This window comes from Streptomyces sp. NPDC058274 (assembly GCF_042881375.1).
Classification (GTDB): Bacteria; Actinomycetota; Actinomycetes; order Streptomycetales; family Streptomycetaceae; genus Streptomyces.
Genome location: NZ_JBHVXW010000011.1, coordinates 141,452 through 158,714 on the forward strand (window position 1 = coordinate 141,452; position 17,263 = coordinate 158,714).

At 70.9% G+C, this 17,263-nt stretch carries 15 protein-coding genes; 5 read left to right on the top strand and 10 right to left on the bottom strand.

Features of this window, described 5'->3' with window-relative positions; translation table 11 throughout:
* The first annotated feature begins 112 nt into the window (after positions 1-112).
* Positions 113-1,237 carry a TDT family transporter gene (locus tag ACFVYF_RS22710; protein WP_389457910.1) on the top strand — a complete coding sequence of 375 codons (1,125 nt, stop codon included), beginning with the start codon at positions 113-115 and terminating at the stop codon, positions 1,235-1,237.
* Here the strand turns inward: ACFVYF_RS22710 and ACFVYF_RS22715 are convergent.
* The 6 genes from ACFVYF_RS22715 to ACFVYF_RS22740 all read right to left on the bottom strand — a co-directional run bounded on the left by ACFVYF_RS22715 (position 1,203) and on the right by ACFVYF_RS22740 (position 7,770).
* Positions 1,203-1,946 carry a helical backbone metal receptor gene (locus ACFVYF_RS22715; protein WP_389457912.1) on the bottom strand — a complete coding sequence of 248 codons (744 nt, stop codon included), beginning with the start codon at positions 1,944-1,946 and terminating at the stop codon, positions 1,203-1,205. The genes ACFVYF_RS22710 and ACFVYF_RS22715 overlap by 35 nt on opposite strands.
* On the bottom strand, positions 1,943-2,173 hold the full coding sequence (locus ACFVYF_RS22720; protein WP_389457913.1) for a hypothetical protein: 231 nt from the start codon (positions 2,171-2,173) through the stop codon (positions 1,943-1,945). The genes ACFVYF_RS22715 and ACFVYF_RS22720 overlap by 4 nt, the downstream gene beginning before the upstream one ends.
* A 29-nt stretch (positions 2,174-2,202) precedes the next feature.
* Positions 2,203-2,781, bottom strand: a complete 579-nt coding sequence (locus tag ACFVYF_RS22725) for a helix-turn-helix domain-containing protein (protein ID WP_389457915.1) — start codon at positions 2,779-2,781, stop codon at positions 2,203-2,205.
* A gap of 149 nt (positions 2,782-2,930) precedes the next feature.
* Entirely contained in the window at positions 2,931-3,902 is a 972-nt protein-coding gene (locus tag ACFVYF_RS22730; RefSeq protein WP_389457917.1) for a hypothetical protein, read from the bottom strand.
* A gap of 171 nt (positions 3,903-4,073) precedes the next feature.
* A complete protein-coding gene (locus ACFVYF_RS22735) occupies positions 4,074-6,689 on the bottom strand; it encodes an ABC transporter permease/substrate binding protein (protein ID WP_389457919.1) in 2,616 nt (871 codons plus the stop codon).
* The gene (locus ACFVYF_RS22740) at positions 6,682-7,770 is read right to left on the bottom strand and encodes a glycine betaine/L-proline ABC transporter ATP-binding protein (protein ID WP_389457921.1); all 1,089 of its coding nucleotides are present in this window, start codon (positions 7,768-7,770) and stop codon (positions 6,682-6,684) included. The genes ACFVYF_RS22735 and ACFVYF_RS22740 overlap by 8 nt, the downstream gene beginning before the upstream one ends.
* A 269-nt stretch (positions 7,771-8,039) precedes the next feature.
* Between ACFVYF_RS22740 and ACFVYF_RS22745 the strand changes: the two genes are divergently transcribed.
* Positions 8,040-8,969: a 5'-3' exonuclease H3TH domain-containing protein gene (locus ACFVYF_RS22745; RefSeq protein ID WP_389458047.1), complete on the top strand. Its 930-nt coding sequence runs from the start codon at positions 8,040-8,042 to the stop codon at positions 8,967-8,969.
* A 62-nt stretch (positions 8,970-9,031) separates the two neighbouring features.
* Positions 9,032-9,868: a siderophore-interacting protein gene (locus tag ACFVYF_RS22750; protein WP_389457922.1), complete on the top strand. Its 837-nt coding sequence runs from the start codon at positions 9,032-9,034 to the stop codon at positions 9,866-9,868.
* Positions 9,869-10,072: 204 nt separating this feature from the next.
* Here the strand turns inward: ACFVYF_RS22750 and ACFVYF_RS22755 are convergent, their stop codons facing one another.
* From ACFVYF_RS22755 to ACFVYF_RS22765, 3 genes are all read right to left on the bottom strand, one after another.
* Positions 10,073-10,849 carry an ABC transporter permease gene (locus ACFVYF_RS22755; protein WP_389457923.1) on the bottom strand — a complete coding sequence of 259 codons (777 nt, stop codon included), beginning with the start codon at positions 10,847-10,849 and terminating at the stop codon, positions 10,073-10,075.
* Positions 10,846-11,880, bottom strand: a complete 1,035-nt coding sequence (locus ACFVYF_RS22760; RefSeq protein ID WP_389457925.1) for an ATP-binding cassette domain-containing protein — start codon at positions 11,878-11,880, stop codon at positions 10,846-10,848. The genes ACFVYF_RS22755 and ACFVYF_RS22760 overlap by 4 nt, the downstream gene beginning before the upstream one ends.
* Before the next feature lie 185 nt (positions 11,881-12,065).
* Entirely contained in the window at positions 12,066-12,713 is a 648-nt protein-coding gene (locus ACFVYF_RS22765; protein WP_389457927.1) for a PadR family transcriptional regulator, read from the bottom strand.
* Between the two features lie 267 nt (positions 12,714-12,980).
* Between ACFVYF_RS22765 and ACFVYF_RS22770 the strand changes: the two genes are divergently transcribed.
* Complete coding sequence (locus ACFVYF_RS22770) at positions 12,981-14,519, top strand: amino acid permease (RefSeq protein ID WP_389457928.1); 1,539 nt, start codon at positions 12,981-12,983, stop codon at positions 14,517-14,519.
* A 97-nt stretch (positions 14,520-14,616) separates the two neighbouring features.
* Positions 14,617-15,594 carry an RluA family pseudouridine synthase gene (locus ACFVYF_RS22775; protein ID WP_389457930.1) on the top strand — a complete coding sequence of 326 codons (978 nt, stop codon included), beginning with the start codon at positions 14,617-14,619 and terminating at the stop codon, positions 15,592-15,594.
* Here ACFVYF_RS22775 and ACFVYF_RS22780 read toward each other — a convergent pair.
* Entirely contained in the window at positions 15,588-17,063 is a 1,476-nt protein-coding gene (locus ACFVYF_RS22780) for a cytochrome P450 (RefSeq protein ID WP_389457932.1), read from the bottom strand. The two genes, ACFVYF_RS22775 and ACFVYF_RS22780, sit on opposite strands and share 7 nt — an antisense overlap.
* Positions 17,064-17,263 lie beyond the last annotated feature (200 nt).

A 17,263-nucleotide genomic window follows, 5' to 3' on the forward strand; every position in this document is an offset into this window, starting at 1 on the left:
GGGACCCCCGCCGGGGCCGCTGCCGCAAGTCCGCTCACTCATAAAGCCAGCTTATGCCCTCATAGACCCGTACTCCCTGGTGGCGGGCCCGGGACGGCGGGACCGTGGAGACATGGTCACCGCAGCCCCGCCCCTCCCCCTCCCGGTCGCCGAGGTCCGCCGCCCCCGCGCCGCCGCCGTCCGCCACCTCGGGCCGAACTGGTACGCCTCCGTGATGGGTACGGCGATCGTGGCCACCGCGGGAGCCGGACTGCCCGCGGTCGTGCCTGGGCTGCGCACGGCGTGCGCGGTCGTCTGGGCCCTCTCCCTGATCATGCTCGTCGCCCTGCTCGGCGCCCGGGCCCTGCACTGGACCTACCACCGCGACCAGGCCCGCGCCGAGCTCCTCGACCCGGGCATGGCCCCCTTCTACGGCTGTGTCGCCATGGCCCTGCTCGCCGTCGGCGGCGCCACCGTCGTGGTCGGTGCGGACTGGATCGGGACACGGGCGGCGGTCGTCCTGGACACCGTGCTGTTCAGCGCCGGTACGGCCGTCGGGCTGACGGTGGCCGTAGCCGTGCCGTACCTCATGGTGGTCCGCCATCGCATCGAGCCCAACCAGGCGACGCCGGTCTGGCTGCTGCCCGTCGTCTCGCCGATGGTGTCCGCCGCGCTCGGCCCCCTGCTCGTCCCCCACCTCCCGCCCGGACAGGCACGGGAGACCCTCCTGCTCGCCTGTCTGGCGATGTTCGGGCTCAGCCTGCTGGCCACCCTGCTGATGCTCCCGTTGATCTTCGCCCGGCTGATCACCGGCGGTCCGCTGCCGCTCGCGATGACCCCGGTCCTGTTCCTGGTCCTCGGTCCGCTCGGGCAGTCCACCACCGCCGTCAACAAGTTCGCGGACAGCGCCCCCGGTGTGGTCCCCGTCCCCTACGACCAGGGCATGGCGGTCCTCGCCGTGCTGTACGGCGTGCCGGTGATGGGCTTCGCACTGCTCTGGCTCGGCCTCGCCGGCGCGTTGGTACTGCGGGCCCGGCGCCGGGGCATGGGGTTCACGATGACCTGGTGGGCGTTCACCTTCCCGGTGGGCACCTGTGTCACCGGCGCCGAGGGACTCGCCCGGCACACCGGACTCGCCGCGTTCGACGCGCTCGCGGTCGGCCTGTACGCGCTACTCGTGGCCGCCTGGGCCGTGGCCGCCGTCCGCACCGCCCGCGGTCTGCTCAGCGGCGAGCTGCTCGCAGCGCCTCGCCGATGACCTCGGGAGCCTGCGCCAACGAGGGCCCGTACCAGGTGAGATGACGGCCGCTGACGAGTGCGCAGGGTGTTCCCGGGAACGCCTCGGGGCCGTCGTCGGCGGTGAAACGGTAGGGCTCGTCGGGCAGGACCACGAGGTCGGGCGCCGCGTCCCGCAGTTCCTCCACCGGGATCCGCGGATAGCGCTCCGGGTGGCCGGCGTACAGCTGGTCCACGCCCAGCCGCGCGAGCACGTCCCCGGCGAAGGTGTCCCGGCCGAGCACCATCCAGGGCCGCCGCCAGACGGGCACGACGGCGGTCGTACGGCGGCCCGGGCCGGGCAGGTCCGCCCACGCGGCCTCCGCCTCGTCGAGCCAGCGCGGCCGGGACCGGGCCCCGCAGGCGCGCAGCACCCGGTCCAGCTCGCGGAAGGCCTCCGGCACGTCCCGCACCTCGGTGACCAGCACCTCGATCCCCGCCTCGCGCAGGGCCGCCAGGTCGGGTGCGCGGTTCTCCTCCTCGTTGGCGACCACCAGGTCGGGGGCGAGCCGGACGATCGCTTCCACCGCGGGATTCTTCGTGCCGCCGATCCGGACGACGTCGAGGTCCGCCGGATGGCTGCACCAGTCGGTCGCGCCGGCCAGGGCGCCGGGCAGCGACACGGCCACGGCCTCGGTCAGCGAGGGCACCAGCGAGACCACCCGCCTCGCCGCGCCGGGAAAGGCCGTCACGGCCGGGTGCCCCGGGTGGTGACCAGCGGAGAGGAGCTGACCGCGAAGGCGGGGTCGTCGAGGAGCCGCGGACGGCCCGCCGGCTGGTCCGGCGTCAGGCCCACCCCGAGGAGCCGGCCGGCCGGCCGCGCGAAGGTCATCGGGCCGCAGCAGGTCGCCAGGGCGTCGAAACGCCCGCCGGCGTGCTCGGAGGTGTTGTCGAAGGCGTAACCGGGGGTGCCTGGCATGGCGTCAGTATCCATGTGCCCATACGAGGTCAGCGGCTCCCGAAGGCGTGCCGGTCCTCCACCGCGTCGATGTGGTCGGCGACGGCGACCACGACCACGCGGGTGTCCGGCACGGTCGCCCGCCACCGGTGCCGTACCCCGCCCGTCAGATACAGCGTGTCGCCGCGCCCGAGCCGGTGGGCGCGGCCCTCCGCCTCGACCTCCACGGCGCCGTCCGCGACGTACATCAACTGGTCGTTGCGGTGCTGCAGTTCGCGGCCCGCGTCGTGGTCGCCGGTGAATTCCGTGGCGTGCAGCTGGTGGTGACCGCGCACCAGAGGGCGCACCCGGGCCTCCGGGGTGAGTTCGGCGGCGTCCGCGCGCACGACGTCCACGCTGCACGCCGGATCGGCCGCGGCCAGCAACTCACCCGCGGTGGTGTCGAGGGCGTCGGCGACCCGCTCCAGGGAGCGCCTGCTGGGCCGCGCCCGCTCGTTCTCGACCTGGCTCAGGAAGGGGACCGACAGGCCGCTGCGCTCGGCCACGACGGCGAGGGTGAGCTCCAGTTCCCGGCGCCGCCGCCGGACGGCCGCGCCCACCCGAAGGGGCTGTTCTTTGTGGTCGCCCATCGCTCCGGCTCCCTCCTTCGCTCGTCGGTCCGCTGCTTCTGACCACTTCTCACGGCAGTGCTTGTGATGAGTTCTCTGCACCCTACGCATGTTCGGCAAACCGTTTCATGCGCCCGTCACATCGCTGTCACGCCGAGGAAGGGTCAGGGTTACAGTTCGCGCCAATAGACGAGTTCTCCCGACTCGCCCGGTGCCGACTCCTCCCGGGGTACGAAAAGGCTGACCAAGAGCGCCGGGTGCCCTTCGGGGTCGGTGATCAGGGCGGCCGACGGGTTGGCGAAGGCCCGGCTGCCGCCGTGGGTGCGGATGCCGAGCCGGTCGGCCCGCCCGGTGGCCGGATCGTACGCGTACGTCCGCCAGCTCCCGAAGTCCTGCTGCCACCGCTGGCCCTCGATCAGGACCAGCGCGCCGCCGCCGAGTTCGAGGGCGGAGCGGTCGCCTATGTTGCCGGCGGTGCCCCAGGACTCCAGGGCGCGGTCGAGCCGCAGGTCGGGACGTGCCTGCCAGGTCCTGAAGTCCGTGAGTACGGCGCGCAGTTGCCGGTCGTTGTCGCACTGCGCGCGGTAGTGCCCGGTGAGTTCGACCGTCCCGTCGTGCACCGAGGTGATGTCCGGGGTGCCCTCGGCGCAGTGCGAGAGCGTCCGGGGAGCGTCGAACGCGTGCTCGGCGGTGCCGGCCAGCAGGGAGTCGAGATCCGGGTAGCCGCGTACGGCGATGTGGTTGTCCGGATCCTTTTCGTACGCGAGGACGTAGCCGCCGCGGTCGTCGGCGGCGAGGCTGGGCTGGCTTGTGCCCGCGCCGAAGTCGTGCCGCCGGGTCCAGGTGCGCAGGTCGCCGGAGGTGGCGAGGGCCGCGTGGAAGCGGCCGTCGCCGAGGGTCGTGTGGTAGACGGCGAGATACGTGCCGTCCGCCGCCTGCACGATCTGCGCGGCGTCCATGGTGCGGCCCGAGCCGTCCCGCGTGCCGTAGCTGTGGCCGTCGGACGTCCGTACGTCGCCGGCCAGTTCCGCGAAGCGCGCGGTGGCCGCGGAGGCGGGGGCCGCGCTCGCGTCCGGCAGGCGGGAGAGCAGCAGCACGGCAGCCGTCAGCGCGACGAGGAGTACGGGCAGTCGTGCGGTCACGGGTGGCTCACAGGGACGGGCGGCGGGGAGAGGTGAAGCGTACGAACGACTCGGCCGCCCCGGGTACGCCCCGAGGGGTGGGCTTCGCCACACGGGAACCACCGGGGTTCCCGCGGCGAGGCCCACCCCTCGGGGTGGACGGCGGCCGGAGCGCCGCCGGGCCGGCCCGGTCTACTGCGGAGCCATCCGCTCGACCATGTCCGGGTGCTGCTTCAGCCAGGTGGCGACGGCATCCTCCTCATGGCCCTGTCCGGCCTTCTTGATCTCGCTCTCCAGGCTGCCGAGCTCACCCTCGCTCATCCGGAAGTTCTTGATCCACTTGGTGAGCTGCGGGTACTGCTCCGGGAACTTCTTGCTGGAGATGGTCCGGATCGTGTTGCCCTCGCCGAACAGCTTCTTGTCGTCCGCGAGCTTGGTCAGCTTGTACTCGCTGTAGGCCCAGTGCGGGGACCACAGGACGACGGCCACCGGCTCCTTCTTGGCGTAGGCGCGCTTCAGCTCGGCCAGCATCGCGGGCGTGGAGCCGTCGACGACCTTGTACTCCTTGTCGAGGCCGTAGCCCGGCAGGACGTCCTTCTTGAGGAGGTTCATCTCGCCGGTGCCCGGCTCGATGCCGATGATCTTGCCGTCGAAGGTACTGGCCTTGCCCTTGAGGTCCTCGAGGGTCTTGACGCCCTTGACGTACGAGGGCACGGCGACCTCCAGCGAGGTCGGCTCATACCAGGTGCCCAGGTCCCTGAGGTCGTCCTTGTGCTGGTCCCAGTAGTTCTTCTGGGCATACGGCAGCCACGCGTCGAAGTTGACGTCGAGGTCGCCGGTGGCCAGGCCCGTGTAGACCGGGCCGACGTCCATCTGCTTGAGGTTCAGCTGGTAGCCGCGCCGCGCCAGGACGTTCTTCCACAGATAGGTGACGGCGACGTCCTCGTCCCAGGGGAACCAGGCGACGTTCACCGCGCGCTTCGCCTCGGCGCTCGTGCCGGAGGAGGCGCTCTTGACCGGCGCCAGCTTGTCGGCGAGCCCCGGGTTCCGCTTCAGCCACGCACGTACGGCGTCCTGCTGCTTGCCCTTGCCGGCCTTGTTGATCTCCGCCTCAAGACTGGTGAGCTGCTTCTCGGTCAGCTTGAAGTCCTTGAGCCACTTGCCGACGGCCGGGTTGTCCTCGGTGAAGCCCTTGCGGGACAGGGTGTGCACGCCGTCGCCCTTGCCCCAGGCGCCCTTCGGGTCCTTGAGCTTCTTCAGCTTGTACTCGCTGTACGCCCAGTGCGGCGACCAGAGAGTGCCGACGAACGGCTCCTTCTTGGCGTACGCACGCTTCAGCTCGGCCAGCATCGCGGGCGTGGAGCTGTCGACGACCTTGTACTCCTTGTCGAGGCCGTACTCCTTGAGGACCTTGCTCTTGAGCAGGCCCATCATGCCGGCGCTGGACTCGATGCCGGTGATCTTGCCGCCGAACTTGCCTGCCTGGCCCTTGAGGTCGTCCAGCGAGTCGATGCCCTTCATGTACGCGGGCACGCTCAGCTCCAGGGACGTCGGGCCGTACCAGGAACCCAGGTCGTCGAGCTGCTTGCCGTACTTCTTCCAGTACTGCTCGTGCGTGGTCGGCAGCCACGCGTCGGTCTGGAAGTCGATGTCGCCCTGGGCGAGCGAGGTGTAGAGGGGCCCGGCGTCGAGCTGCTTGGTGTCGACCTCGAAGCCGCGCTCCTCCAGGAGCTCCTTCCACAGGAACGTGGAGGCGACGCCCTCGTCCCAGGGGATGTAGCCGATGGTGATCTTCTTGCCCTGGCCGACGTTCTTGGCGCCGGCCGTGGCCGACGAGGGACTCGTACCTCCGAAGATGCCCATACCGCCGGCGACCAGCGCCAGCACGACCACGCCGATGACGGCCACGGCGGGGCGGGGGCGGTAGGACCAGATCTTCAGGCCCTGTGCGGCCCGGGCCTTCGCGGCGGCACGGCGGCCGAGCGGTGACACCTGGGTGCCGAGCGCGCTGGTCATGCGGTCGAGATAGATCGCCAGGATGACGATGGCGACACCGGCCTCGGAGCCCAGGCCGACGTTCAGCTGGCCGATCGCCTCGTTGACGTCGCCACCGAGGCCGCCGGTGCCGACCATGCCCGCGATGGCGGCCATGGACAGGCCCAGCATGATGACCTGGTTGACACCGGCCATGACGGAGGGGAGCGCCAGCGGCAGCTGGATGCGCATCAGGGTGTTGCCGGGCGTGGTGCCGAACGCGTCGGCGGCCTCGACCAGTTCCTTGTCGACCTGGCGGATGCCCAGCTCGGTCATCCGGACGCCGGGTGCCAGCGCGAAGATCAGGGTGGCCACGATGCCCGCGGTGGCGCCGGTGCCGAAGAAGAGGACCGCCGGGATGAGGTAGATCATCGCGGGCAGCGTCTGCATCAGGTCGAGCACCGGACGGACGATGCTGCTGACCCGGTCGGAGCGGGCCGCCCAGATGCCCACCGGCACGGAGATCACGAGCGCGATCAGGGTGGCCACGAGGACGAGCGACAGGGTCACCATCGCGTCCTCCCACAGTTCGAGGGAGTCGATGAAGGCGAATCCCACGAAGGTGAGGACACCGGCGGACGTGCCGCGCAGCCAGAACGCGATCACGGCGAAGATGCCCGCGAGCAGCAGCGGTTCGGGGGCCTGGAGGACGGCTTCGATGCCGTCGAAGGCGCCCAGGAAGACCGTCTTCAGGAAGTCGAAGAGCCACGACATGTGGGCCAGCAGCCAGTCGACCGCGTCGTTGACCCAGTCGCCGAAGGGGATCCTAGGCACCGGCCTTCACCACCTTGACGCGCTTGTCGCGCGGTGTGTCACAGGCCGCGGGTTCGCCCTGCTGGTCTCCCAGGAAGCCGATCAGCCGCTGCCGGGGCACGACTCCGACCAGCGCCTGTTTCTTGTCGAGCACCGCGACCGGGTGCGACAACCGGGCGCTGATCGCGCACAGTTCGGTGAACGAGGTGTCGGGCGAGGCGGTCTCGCAGCCGCAGTCGGCCTCGTTGCCGCGTACGTCCCTGTCCATGACGGACTCCGCGGTGAGGACCCGGGTGCGGTCCACGTCCTGGGTGAAGGAGGCGACGTAGTCGTTCGCGGGCCGCACCAGGATGTCCTCGGCGGTGCCCTCCTGGACTATTCGGCCGTCGCGCATGACGGCGATCCGGTCACCCAGGCGCATGGCCTCGTTGAGGTCGTGCGTGATGAAGACGATGGTCTTCTTGAGCTTGCGCTGGAGCTCGATCAGCTGGTCCTGCATGTCGCGGCGGATCAGCGGGTCGAGGGCACTGAAGGACTCGTCCATCAGCAGCAGGTCGGCGTCGGTGGCGAGCGCGCGGGCCAGGCCGACGCGCTGCTGCATACCGCCGGACAGCTCGTCGGGCCAGGACTTCTCCCAGCCCGCGAGGCCCACCAGCTCCAGCGCCTCGGCGGCCCGCCGCTTGCGCTCGCCGCTCGGCACGCCCTGGACCTCCAGGCCGTAGGCGGCGTTCTCGCGGACGCTGCGGTGCGGGAAGAGCGCGAAGTGCTGGAAGACCATGCTGATCTTCTTCGAGCGGACCTCGCGCAGGGCGCGGGCGCTGAGTCCGGTCAGGTCCTGTCCGTCGAAGCGGACCTGTCCGGCGGTCGGCTCCAGCAGTCCGTTGAGCATGCGCAGCAGCGTGGACTTGCCGGATCCGGACAGTCCCATGACGACGAAGATCTGGCCCGGCGCCACGGTGAAGGAGGCGTCGATCACGGCGGCGGTGGTGCCTTCGCTGCGCAGTTCCTCACGGTCGGCTCCCTGGCGGAGCCGTTCCACCGCGTCGTCGGGTCGTCTGCCGAACACCTTGTACAGATGCTCCGCCTCAAGCGTGGATGCCACGGGCGCCTCTCCTCTAGAACCACGACGGCCCGCCTCCCCCGCCGGCGGGCCGTGGAGCGAGGCGGGTTCGGCCCGCTCGACCGAGTGGCATTTGTCAGGTGTGGTTGAAAATGCGATCGGCTTCGCTCCGGCTCGGCGCCTGCCCATGCTTATACGGACCAAACGCAGGAGTGACCTAGTTCACATGTCGTTCACCTTGATCTTGTAGGGCCGCGTCCAGTCGGCCCCGCGCCCGTGCCGGACCGTGCCTGTCGGTGCCGTACGGCATGATGCGGGGGGTGACCAGACGCCTGATGCTGCTCGACACCGCCTCCCTGTACTTCCGGGCCTACTTCGGGGTTCCCGAATCGGTGAAGGCCCCGGACGGCACGCCTGTGAACGCCGTGCGCGGGCTGCTCGAATTCATCGACCGCCTGGTCAAGGACCACCGGCCCGACGACCTGGTCGCCTGCATGGACGCCGACTGGCGCCCCCAGTGGCGCGTCGACCTGATCCCCTCCTACAAGGCGCACCGAGTGGCCGAGGAGCGCGAGCTCGGCCCCGACGAGGAGGAGGTGCCGGACACGCTGTCACCGCAGGTACCGGTCATCGAAGAGGTCCTCGACGCGCTCGGCATCGCCCGCGTGGGCGTCGAGGGGTACGAGGCGGACGACGTGATCGGCACCTTCACCGGGCGCGCCACGGGCCCGGTCGACATCGTCACCGGCGACCGCGACCTGTACCAACTGGTCGACGACAAGCGGGAGATCCGCGTGCTCTACCCCCTCAAGGGGGTCGGCACGCTCCAGCTCACCAACGAGGCGTGGCTGCGCGGGAAGTACGGCGTCGACGGTCAGGGGTACGCGGATCTGGCGCTGCTGCGCGGCGACCCCAGCGACGGCCTGCCGGGCGTACCGGGCATCGGCGAGAAGACGGCCGCCAAACTGCTGGCCGAGTTCGGCGACCTGGCCGGCATCATCGCCGCCGTCGACGACCGGGCCGCCCGGCTGACTCCCTCGCAGCGCAAGCGGCTGGACGAGTCGCGGCCGTATCTCGCCGTCGCGCCCAAGGTCGTGCAGGTCGCCGGGGACGTCCCGCTGCCGGCCGTGGACACGGCGCTGCCGCACGCGCCGCGCGATCCGGCGGCGTTGGACGAGCTCGCGGCGCGCTGGGGTCTCGGCGGATCGTTGCAGAGGTTGCTCGCGACTCTTCAGGCATGAGGTGTTAAGTGGGAGGAGATGCTAACTTAGGTAACCCTAAGCAAGCGAACTGGGAGGCTGTCATGGCAGAGCGTCCGGCACGCAGGACCCCGAAGCCCCACTCCGCGCGGGTCGTGCGGACCGAACGTCTGACTCCGCACATGCAGCGGGTCGTGCTCGGCGGCGACGGCCTCGCCGAGTTCACCCTCGGCTCCTGCACCGACCATTACGTGAAGCTGTTGTTCGGAGCCGAGGGTGTCGTCTACCCCGAGCCGTTCGACATGCAGCGGATCCGCGACGAGTTCCCGCGCGAGCACTGGCCGGTGACCCGTACCTACACGGTGCGCAACTGGAATCCCGAACTGCACGAGCTGACCCTGGACTTCGTGGTGCACGGCGACGAGGGGCTGGCCGGCCCGTGGGCCCTGCGCGTCCAGCCGGGTGAAATCGTCCGGTTCATGGGCCCCGGCGGTGCCTACGCGCCCGACGCGAGCGCCGACTGGCATCTGCTCGCCGGTGACGAGAGCGCCCTGCCCGCCATCGCGGCGTCTCTGGAGGCACTGCCCGAGGGAGCCACGGTCCGCGCCTTCGTGGAGGTCTCCGGGCCCGAGGAGGAGCAGAAGATCGACTCCGACGCGGAGGTCGTCTGGCTGCACCGCGGGGACCGGCCGGTCGGCGCGGCCCTGGTGGAGGCCGTCCGCGCGCTGGAGTTCCCGGCGGGCCGGGTGCACGCCTTCGTGCACGGCGAGGCGGCCTTCGTGAAGGAGCTGCGCCGGCTGTTGCGCGTCGAGCTCGAGATCCCGCGCGAGGACCTGTCCATCTCCGGCTACTGGCGGCTCGGGCACAACGAGGACGGCTGGCAGGCGTCGAAGCGGGAGTGGAACGCGCAGGTGGAGGCGGAGCAGGAGGCGGCCGCGTAGGCAGCGCGCCGCGGAGCCGGGGTCCGAGACCTCGGCGGGGTCACACCCCGGAGACACGAACGGCGGGAGGCGGCCACCCAGCGGTGGCCGCCTCCCACCGGTCTGCGGGTCACACCGGCCCGTGTCCCGCCGTTCTGCGGGTCACACCGGCCCGTCTCCCGCCGTTCTGCGGGTCACACCGACCCGCCTCCCGCGTTCAGCGGGTCACACCGACCGCTGGTAGGAGCGGAACGTCCGGATCGACAGCCACACCGCCGCCACCGCGAGCGCCAGCAGCGCGCCTGACCGGCTGAGCACGTCACCCCAGTCGGGGTCCGCGGACATCGCCGAACGGCCCGCCACCATCGCCCAGTTGAGCGGATTGAAGTCGGCGATGTGCCGCATCCAGTCCGGCATCTGCGAGGGAGCCATGAAGGCCGAGGAGAGGAACGTCAGCGGCAGCAGCAGGAAGGTGTTGATGCCGATGATCGACTCCCGCTCCCGGACCAGCATGCCCAGCGCGTTGGAGAGCGCCCCGAAGACGGTGCCGAGCAGCACCGCCGCGACGATCAGGACGGCCACGCCGCCGGTCCCGCCCGGGTAGTCCGCGCCGCCCAGCAGCCCGAGCAGCACGATGATGACCGACTGCAGGGCGGTGACCAGGCCGTTGTTGACGACGTTGCCGTTCATCAGGGCCGCGCGGCTGACGGGCGTGGTCAGGAACCGGTTGAGCGTGCCGCGCTGGATCTCGTCGAGGGTGGTCATGCCCGCCCACATGTTGGAGCTCAGGGCGCTCATCACCACCACCCCGGGGACGAGGTAGTCCAGATAGGACGTGGTGCCGAAGCCGCCGAGCTCGACGACCTTCTTGAAGAGGTTGCCGAACAGGAACAGCCAGACCACCGGCTGGATCAGCGTGATCAGCAGATACGCGGGCTGCCGCAGGAACACCATCAGTTGACGCTGGGTCATGTACCAGGTCTGGGACACGGCGGTGCTCATCGGGCACCTCCGGCGAGGGAGAGCCCGGCCGCGGAGCTGATTCCCTCGGCCTCCGCCTCGGCGTAACGACGGCCCGCGTAGCGGAGGTAGACGTCGTCGAGCGAGGGACGGGCGACGGTCGCGGCCGCGACACCGACTCCGGCCCGCTCAAGTGCCGTGAGCAGGGCGGGCATCGCGGCGGCACCGTCCTCGGCACGGACGCTGACGCGGCGGGCCTGGCCCGCGTCGAACAGCACCTCGTGCACTCCGGGCAGGCCGCGCAGGGTGCCGTTCAGCAGCGTACGGCCGGCTTCGCCGACGGCCTCGCGCAGCTCCACATGGACGGCGTCACCGCGGAGTTCGCCCTTGAGGGCGTCAGGGGTGCCCTCGACGACGACTCGGCCGCGGTCGACGATGGCGATGCGCTCGGCGAGCCGGTCGGCCTCTTCGAGGTAGTGCGTGGTGAGCAGGATGGTCAGGCCCTCGTCCCCGGCGAGGCGGGAGATCTCGTTCCACATCGCGGTGCGCGCCTCCGGGTCGAGGCCGGTCGTGGGTTCGTCGAGGAAGAGCACCTCGGGGCGGTGCACCAGGCCCAGCGCGACGTCGAGCCGGCGCCGCATACCGCCCGAGTACCCCTTGACCTGGCGCCGCGCGGCGTCGGCGAGGGTGAAGCGCTCCAGCAGCTCGTCCACCCGGTGGTTGAGGGCTGCTCCCGTCAACCCGTAGAACCTGCCCTGGAGTTGAAGGTTCTCCCGGCCGGTGGCCACCGGGTCGGCGCCCGAGCTCTGGGCGACCACGCCGATCGCCCGGCGCACCCGGTCCGGGTGGCGCAGCACGTCGTGGCCCGCGACGGTGGCGGTGCCCGAGTCGGGACGGGCCAGGGTGGTGAGGATCTTGACGGTGGTGGACTTGCCGGCGCCGTTCGGCCCGAGGAGTCCGAAGACGGTCCCGGTCTCGACACTCACGTCCATGCCGCCGAGGGCGGTGACGTCGCCGGGATAGGTCTTGATCAGCTGACGCGCCTCGACAGCGGGCGCACGGGTACTACTCATGACGACTGCTCTCCTGTGTGAGCGGTGATCTCGGGCAGGGCCGAGCCGGACCGCGTGAAGAGCGCCGGGCTATCCTGGGTGTGCCGCACCTCGATGGCCTGGAACTGCCTCACAGCGGATTCGGTTCGGGGTTCGAGACCCTGGCGGGGCTGCTCCAACAGCCCTGCCGGGGTCATTTCTTTCGGCTAGCGTCCGTCGACGTCGCCTTCCAGATTTCGGTACTCCTCGGGGACCTCCCCCGTCTCGCTGAAGCTGCGCCACTCCTTGATGCCCGGGAACGTGCCCGCCGTGACCTCCGCCAGGAAGTCGCGGACCCAGGCGGCCTCCGCCTCGATCATGTGCAGCTCGAACTCGCCCTCGATCAGGAACAGCCGGGGCAGCGTCTCGTGGAACTTCTCGAGGACGCCCCGCGCGCTCGCGGCCCGCACCTCCAGCAGGCCGAGCCGCTCCCCCAGCAGGCGGGCCACCTCGTCGGGGTGGAGCACGCCCATCAGGGAGAGCGCGGCCTCGAAGATCGGATACTCCTGCACCGGCACGGCGAGCAGGTCCGACAGCCACTCCGTGGCCTCTTCGCGCCCGGCGTCCGTGATGCCGTACAGCGTGCGCTCCGGGCGGTTGCCCTGCCGCTGCACCTCGGCGACCTCGACGAACCCGTGCTTCTCCAGGTTCTGCACGACCGTGTAGAGCGAGCCGTAGTTGATCTTCAAGCTGGTGTCCTTGCCGCGCCGGCGCAGGGTCTGGGCGATCTCGTACGGATGCATCGGCTTCTCGGTGAGCAGCACCATGACCGCGAGTGCCAGCGGGTTGCCGAGCTTCCGGCGTTTGGTCGCCACGATGACTTCACCTCGTCTCCGAATATCCGGTGACGAATATATCGCGTGTCGAAGAAGCCGTCAATACACACGATGTATCGCGACCCAGGTCCCACCGCAGGAGCGTGAGGACTTCGGCCCGCCCTCGACACGGCCGCGTCACGCGAGCGAAACAGCGCCTCCCTAATTTCTGTCACCCGACAGGAATTAGGCACGCGGCAGCTCGCGCCGGCGCCCTTCTCGTCGCGCTCCCTCCCGCCCCCTTCCGCGCCGAAGGCAGGTGCCGCCGTGACCACCACCGCTCCCTCCGACGTACGCCCCGACCCGCCGCGGTCCCCCGGAGACGGCTCACTGGCCGAGTTCGGCTACCGCCAGGAACTCCATCGCAGCCTCGGCCGGTACGCCTCGTTCGCCGCCGGCTTCTCCTTCATCTCCGTGCTGACGACCGTCTTCCAGTTCTTCGCCTTCGGATACGCGTTCGGCGGCCCCGTCTTCTTCTGGACCTGGCCGGCCGTGCTGGTGGGCCAGTTGCTGGTCGCCGCCTGCTTCGCGGAACTGGCCGCGCGCTATCCGATCTCGGGCGCCATCTACCAGTGGTCGTCGAGGCTCTCGACCCCCTCCTTCGGCTGGTTCGCCGGCTGGATCATGGTGATCGGGCAGATCGTGGTGGTCGCGGCGGCGGCGCTCGCCCTCCAGATGGTGCTGCCGGCGATCTGGTCCGGCTTCCAGCTGGTGGGCACCGACCCGACCCCCACCAGCCCCGACGGCGCGGCCAACGCGGCCGTCCTGGGCGTCATCCTGCTGGTCCTGACCACGCTGGTGAACATCCTCGACAACCGCGTGATGTCCGTGATCAACCGGGTCGGCGTCACCGCCGAGATCATCGGCGCCGTCCTGATCATCGTGCTCCTGCTGACCCACTCCCAGCGCTCCCCCGGCATCACCTTCCACCCGGGCGCGGGTGGCACCGGCCTTTTCGGGGCCCTGATGGTGGGCTCCTTCATGGCCGCGTACGTGATGATCGGCTTCGACAGCGCCGGGGAGATGAGCGAGGAGACCCGCGATCCGCGGCGCACGGCACCGCGCACGATCCTCACGGCACTCGGCGCCGCGGGCCTGCTCGGCGGGCTGATCGTCCTCGGCGGACTGCTCGCCGCCCCCAGCCTCACCAACGGCCGCCTGGGCGTCGACGGTCTCAGCTACGTCCTGACCAGCAGCCTCGGTGACGGCGTCGGCCGGGCACTGCTCGCCGACGTGGTGGTGGCCATCGCGGTGGCGACCCTGGCCATCCAGACGGCGGCCTGCCGCATGCTCTTCTCGATGGCCCGCGACGGCCGGCTCCCCTTCTCCGGCCGGCTGGCGAAGGTCAATCCGCGCACCGGCATGCCGAGCGCCCCCGCCCTGGTCGTCGGCGTCCTCGCCGCGGCCCTGCTGCTCCTCAACTTCGCCTCCCCGGACGCCTTTCTTGCCATCGGCACCACCTGCATCGTGATGCTGTACCTCGCCTACGCGATGGTCACCGGACCCCTCCTGGTCCGCCGTCTGCGCGGAGAATTCTCCGCGGACGGCACCGACGAGACGGGCGCCCCGCTCTTCTCCCTCGGCCGCTGGGGCGTCCCGGTCAACACGATCGCCCTGCTCTACGGCCTCTTCATGACCGTCAACCTTGCCTGGCCCCGCGCCGAGGTGTACGACCCGGCGGGCGGCCACTGGTACTTCCAGTGGTTCACGGTGCTGTTCCTCGGGGCGACGCTCGCCGTGGGTGTGGCCTATCGGGCGTACAAGGCGCGGGCGACAGCGGCGGCGGAAGCGCCGGCGTACGCGTGACGGGCGACGCCGGCGTACGGTGCCGGGGACCGGGTACGCCGGCCGGCAGCCGCACCTCCCGCGCCCGACGCGGCCCGCGCCTCGTACGCTTGACCAGGTGAGACGCAAGCCACGGATCCCGCCCTCGCCCCTGCCGCAGCGCGACGGGGTGGACCCCGTGCGGATCAGACTTCCGCACGAGGGGAGCTGGGCCACGGTGCGCGAGCACCTGGTGGAGCGGCTCGCGGCGGGGCCCGGGGTCATCGACGGCATGCTCGGCGACGGGCTGATCGTCGGGGCGGACGGGCTGCCGGTGCGTCCCGACGCGGTGTACGTGCCGGGGATGTTCGTGTGGTTCCACCGGGAGCCGCCGGACGAGGAACAGGTGCCGTTCCCGCTCGACGTGGTGTACCGCGACGAGCACATCGTCGTCGCCGACAAGCCCCACTTCCTCGCCACCACCCCGCGCGGCAGCCATGTCGTCGAGACCGCTCTGGCGCGGCTGCGGCGGGAGCTGGGCATCCCGACCATCGGGGCCGCGCACCGGCTCGACCGCCTCACGGCCGGAATCGTGCTGTTCACCGTGCGGCCCGAGGAGCGGGGCGCGTACCAGTCCCTGTTCCGTGACAAGCGGATCGGCAAGGAGTACGAGGCAATCGCTCCCTACGATCCGGAGCTCGCCCTGCCGCGTACCCTCCGCAGCCGCATCCTCAAGGAGCGGGGCGTCCTGGCCGCCCGGGAGATCGAGGGCGAGCCGAATGCGGTCAGCCGCGTCGAACTCCTCGGTCGTCGCGGGTGGCTGGGGCGTTACCGGCTGACGCCCAGCACCGGGCAGACCCATCAACTCCGCGTGCACATGAACGCGTTGGGCGTGCCCATCCTCGGCGACCCCCTCTATCCGGTGGTGACCGGCCCCGTGCCGGCCGGCGACTTCCGGTCTCCGCTCCAACTGCTGGCGCGGTCACTGGAGTTCACCGATCCGGTCACGGGGCAGGAGCACCGGTTCGTCAGCGGACGGCTGCTGGAGGCCTGGTCCAGTGACGAGGACTGGGCGGCCGCGCCGCCGGCACCGCCGTACGCCGGACCGGATCAGTAACCGCGCCACCAGCGCAGGAAGCGCTGCCAGGCACCGAGCCGGTGGGCGGGTTCCGGTGCCGGCTCGACGGGCTCGGGGGCGGCGGGCCACGGGGCGGGCGCCACCGGCTGGGCCTGCGGCCGTGCCGGAGCCATCGAGACCTGCCGGGGCGGCGGCAGCGGGCGCAGGCCGGGCTGCTGATGGACGTCCTGCGGCGGCTTGGGCGCGAACCGTACCGGCAGCTCCACCAGATGCCGTGAGGAGATCGACGAGGTCCAGCGCAACTCGTGCTCCTCGCAGTCCAGTTGGACATCCGGCAGGCGCATCAGCAGGGCATCGACGCCGGTGTCGGCGATGGCACGGCCGATGTCCTGGCCCGGGCACTCGTGAGGGCCGCCGCCGAAGGCGAGGTGCGAGCGGTTGCCCTGCATGTTGGCGGCGAGGTCGGGCCGGACGTGCGGGTCGACGTTGCCCGGGGCGATGCCGAGCAGGAGTCCGTCGCCCTTGTTGATGCGCCGGCCGCCCAACTCCGTCTCCTGCTTGGCGAAGTAGCCGAAGATCGTGCTGAACGGCGGCTCGTCCCAGAGGGACTGCTCGACCGCCTCCGGCACCGTCATCTGGCCGCCGCTGAGCTGGGCGCGGAAGCGCGGGTCGGTGAGGACCATGCGCAGCACGTTGGCGATGAGGTTGGCCGTGGCCTCGTAGGCGGCGATGAGGACGAGGCGCAGATGCTGCCCGACCTCGTCGTCGGTGAGCCGGGCCGGGTGGTTGACGAGGTGGGTGGTGAAGTCCTCCTCGGGCTTGGCCCGGCGGCGTGCGGTGAGCCGCATCAGGGCGCCCATGACGTACTCGTTGCTGGCGATCGCGGTCTCGGTGCCCTTGAGCATGTCGCGGGCGGCCTGCACCATGCGCTCGTTGTACTCCTCGGGCATGCCGAGGATCTCGCACATCACGGCCATCGGCAGGTGCTCGGCGAACTGGCTGACCAGGTCGGCGGTGCCGCGCTCGCAGAACTGGTTGACCAGCCGCTGGGTCGAGCGGTTGATGTGCCGGCGCACGCCACGGTGGTCGATCGTCGACATGGCCCCGGTGACCGCGCCGCGCAGCCGGAGGTGCTCGTCGCCCTCGGCATGGGAGCAGATGGGCTGCCACATGATGTGCGGCGCCAGCGGGTGGTCGGCTCCTGCCGTGCCGTCCTGGACGGAGGTCCACACACGGCTGTCGCGGGTGAACTGCATGGGCGTGCGCACCATGTGCAGATTCTCGCTGTGGCCGAGCACCACCCAGATCGGGACGTCGTTGTGCAGCAACGCGGGTGCGACAGCGCCGTGTTCGGCACGGAGTTTCTCGTACAGGTCCCCCAGGTCCTCCGCCTCGGGGCCGTACAGCCGGCGCAGCCCGCCGGGGCCCGTGCCATGGGCCGGGCAGCCCGGCGGCGGACCGGCCGTGAGGTCGTCGGTACCGGTCGGGGAGTGGGATTCAGGCGTCACGATGATCGCTCCGAAGCTGAAGTGGATCAGGTGTCTTGGGAGGGGGTCGAGTGGTACGGGCGGGATCCGCCGGACGTGAGGGTGACTCGTGCCCGGTGGGATCCCGGGGGGCGTGAGGGTGATCCCGCCGGACGCGAGGGTGACTCGTACCCGGCGGAGTCCGCCGGGCGGCGGGGGCGGGTCGCACCGGGCGGCCACCG